The 2791-nt window shown below is 57.5% G+C and carries 2 protein-coding genes and 1 pseudogene; all 3 read left to right on the top strand.

Features of this window, described 5'->3' with window-relative positions; genetic code table 11:
* Positions 1 to 115: 115 nt before the first annotated feature.
* Positions 116 to 358 (top strand): annotated as a pseudogene (gene tnpB, locus GGD46_RS33500) (IS66 family insertion sequence element accessory protein TnpB); the annotation flags it as partial.
* 48 nt (positions 359 to 406) lie between these two features.
* Entirely contained in the window at positions 407 to 1981 is a 1575-nt protein-coding gene (gene tnpC / locus GGD46_RS33495) for an IS66 family transposase (protein WP_004128951.1), read from the top strand.
* Positions 1978 to 2541, top strand: coding sequence for a UPF0149 family protein (locus tag GGD46_RS33490; RefSeq protein WP_004128954.1), 564 nt, complete (start codon positions 1978 to 1980; stop codon positions 2539 to 2541). Before tnpC ends, GGD46_RS33490 begins: the two co-directional genes overlap by 4 nt.
* The last annotated feature ends 250 nt before the right edge of the window (positions 2542 to 2791 follow it).

Here is a 2791-nt window from a genome sequence, read left to right as displayed (position 1 = left end):
TAAAACATTATGTGGCGGAAGATGCCAGATTTGGCAGTCCCCGGCTGGCGCCATGACGGCTCCGCCACAAAATCTCACCCGATGCATAAAAAGGGTTATGTGGCGCGCCACATAACCCTATTGCGGCGACGTGTTCGTGTTCCGCGCCAAGCGTCTTGATCGGCTTCGTTGCATTTACTGGGACGGATCAGGCATGATTTTAGCGACGAAGTGGTTGGAGGCAGGCAAGTTCGTTTGGCCACCGATCCGCGATGGCGCCATGCAGATGACGCGCGAAGAGTTCTCACTTTTGGTTGCCGGTATTGACTGGACAAGGGTGAAGCAGAACCCAGTGAAGCGGCCCTTGAAAGTTGGTTGATCCTATTGGTTTTGCTTGAAGATTCAGGCTCATGTGGTAGGGTCCGTCATGCCGCTTCGACCCGATCCCTTGCCCCAGGACACTGCGCAATTGACCCGGATCATTCTCTCGCTCAACGAAGAGAATGCCGACCTTAAGGCGCGCGTGGTCTTCCTTGAGCGCCAGCTCTTCGGGACGAAATCGGAGAAGATGACAGTGCTCGATCCGACGCAGGCAATGCTCGATCTTGGCGATCTAAGCGACATTCCCGTTGCTGCCAATGACGATGTCGTGCCGGTCATTGAAGACAAAATGCAGGCACGGCGATCGCCAGCGCGCAATATCGGCCGCTTGCCCAAGCACCTTCCGCGGTATGACGAGGTCATCGAACCAGAGAGCAAGACTTGCCCCTGCTGTTCGTTCGAACTTCATTGCATCGGCACTGATGTCAGCGAGGCGCTCGACATCGTGCCTGCGGTTGTCCGGGTGAAACGGACGATCCGGCCACGCTATGCATGCCGGGCCTGCGAAAGTGTTGTTGTGCAGGCGTCCGCACCGGCACGCGTGATGGACGGTGGCATGGTGACCACGGCGTTTGCCGCGCATGTCGCTGTTTCGAAGTTTGCCTGGCATCTCCCGCTCAACAGACAGGCGCAAATGCTGGCCTCCTGCGGCGTCATCATTGATCGCGGTACGCTCGGGGCATGGGTCACGCGTGTCGCCTGGTGGCTTGAGCTCCTCTACGATGCGCTGACCGCCTTCATCCGCTCGCAGCCGAGGGTGTTCTGTGACGAGACGCCGCTTCCGCGCCTCGATCCAGGACGCAAGCGAACCAAGGTCTGCCAGTTATGGGCGCAAGCGGTTGACGACCGCCCCTGGAATGGTCCGGCGCCGCCGGCGGTTGCTTATATCTTTGCCGAAAGCCGCAGTGCGCGCGAGATCGAGGGGCAATTGTCGTCGTTTGCCGGCGTGCTTCAGGTTGATGGATACCAAGCCTATAAAACCATGGTCAAACGACGCGGCAAGAGCAACGTTGCCCCCATGCGGCTGGCCTTCTGCCTCGCCCATGCACGGCGAAAGTTCGTTGATGTCGTCAAACTGACCGGCTCTTCGGAGGCCTTGTCGATCCTTGCCAGGATTGCAGAAATCTATCGCATCGAAGCAAAACTACGAGGGGAAGATGAAGATACCCGGCTTAGCGGCAGGCGTCGTGAGGCGGCTCCCATCATGAGGGAGCTGAAGGTCCATCTCACCGAACTGAGCGACGAGGTGTCGTCGAAATCAGCACTTGGCAAGGCAGTCACTTACATGCTCAACCACTGGGGCGGCCTGACAGCCTTCCTCGATGATGGCCGGATCGAGGTGGACTCCAACGTAGTCGAGCGTTCAATGAAATCCGTGGCTCTGACGAGAAAGAACTCATTATTCGTGGGCAACGAGCGGGGTGGCCAGACCTTCGCGGTCCTGGCATCGCTCGTGAACACGGCAAAGCTTAACGGCGTGGACCCCGACGCCTGGCTTGCCGATGTGCTGGAACGCATCATCTCCGGCAAAGTCAAAGCCAACGAGATGGAGAGCCTTTTGCCTTGGGCCTGGAACGCCGAGCGCGAAGCGATGACACAGCAGGAGCGACAAGCGGCATGACACAGAACAGCCAGGAGATGACGCCGCGACCGAAGCTCGATGACGACGCATTCGAAGCCTTTATCAGGAGACGTCGTCCGCCATCGCCTATCTGGTCAATGAGCAGTCTCGATGGCTATCTTACGGCCCTCATCATCGGCCCGAAGTTCATCGACCCACGCCAATGGATCCCGGAACTGACCGGCCCGGATGCCCTGAACCTGCCAATGGAAACAACCGAACATCGGGCCGTGCAGACGATCGTGGCGGAGTATAATCGGATATCTGCAAGCCTTTCCGAGAGACCGAAAGACCACCGGCCCAGGTTCACCAGGATCGATGATCAGACCCTTGATCCATTCGATTGGGACATCTGCTTTCTCCTCGGAACAGGATACGCGCCGAGGCTTTGGCAGCCTGTCCTTCGAGGTCATGCCGTCACTGGGGATATCATCGCGCCGATCCGCAAGCTCGGCGAGACAAAACGGAAAGCGACCCACCAGGATGCTGCTGCCGTCGCCGAAGCACTCGTCAATATCCGAACCTATTTTATGCCGAAGCGGGCAAAGCAGAAGTTCTAAAAGAAAGTGCTATTGCGATCCCGTCAACGCCGAAAGCAGTGGGCTGTTCGTCGCGCTCACTGTCATCCTGAATGTACGATGGTGTCAGAACCCAGCGAGTGTCTCTTGCCCATGTCATATTTCGACATTGATGTTTATAGAGCCACCAGCGACGCCACGGCGCTGAATCCGGGTTAACAGTCATGCTCGGATGATTTCGGCCATGTATTGTGGGTTTCTGCCTGCTTTGTTTCGTCTGAGTTTGATACTG

It is taken from the genome of Martinezella lusitana (genome assembly GCF_014207095.1).
In the GTDB taxonomy this organism is placed as follows: Bacteria; Pseudomonadota; Alphaproteobacteria; order Rhizobiales; family Rhizobiaceae; genus Rhizobium; species Rhizobium lusitanum_B.
The sequence above is the reverse complement of the archived record's forward strand: the minus strand, read 5'-3'. Positions and strand labels throughout refer to the sequence as shown.

Bases quoted from the DNA above. Each gene is read 5' to 3' on its own strand.
- tnpC (WP_004128951.1), top strand. From the start codon at position 407: ATGCCGCTTCGACCCGATCCCTTGCCCCAGGACACTGCGCAATTGACC.
- GGD46_RS33490 (WP_004128954.1), top strand. From the start codon at position 1,978: ATGACACAGAACAGCCAGGAGATGACGCCGCGACCGAAGCTCGATGAC.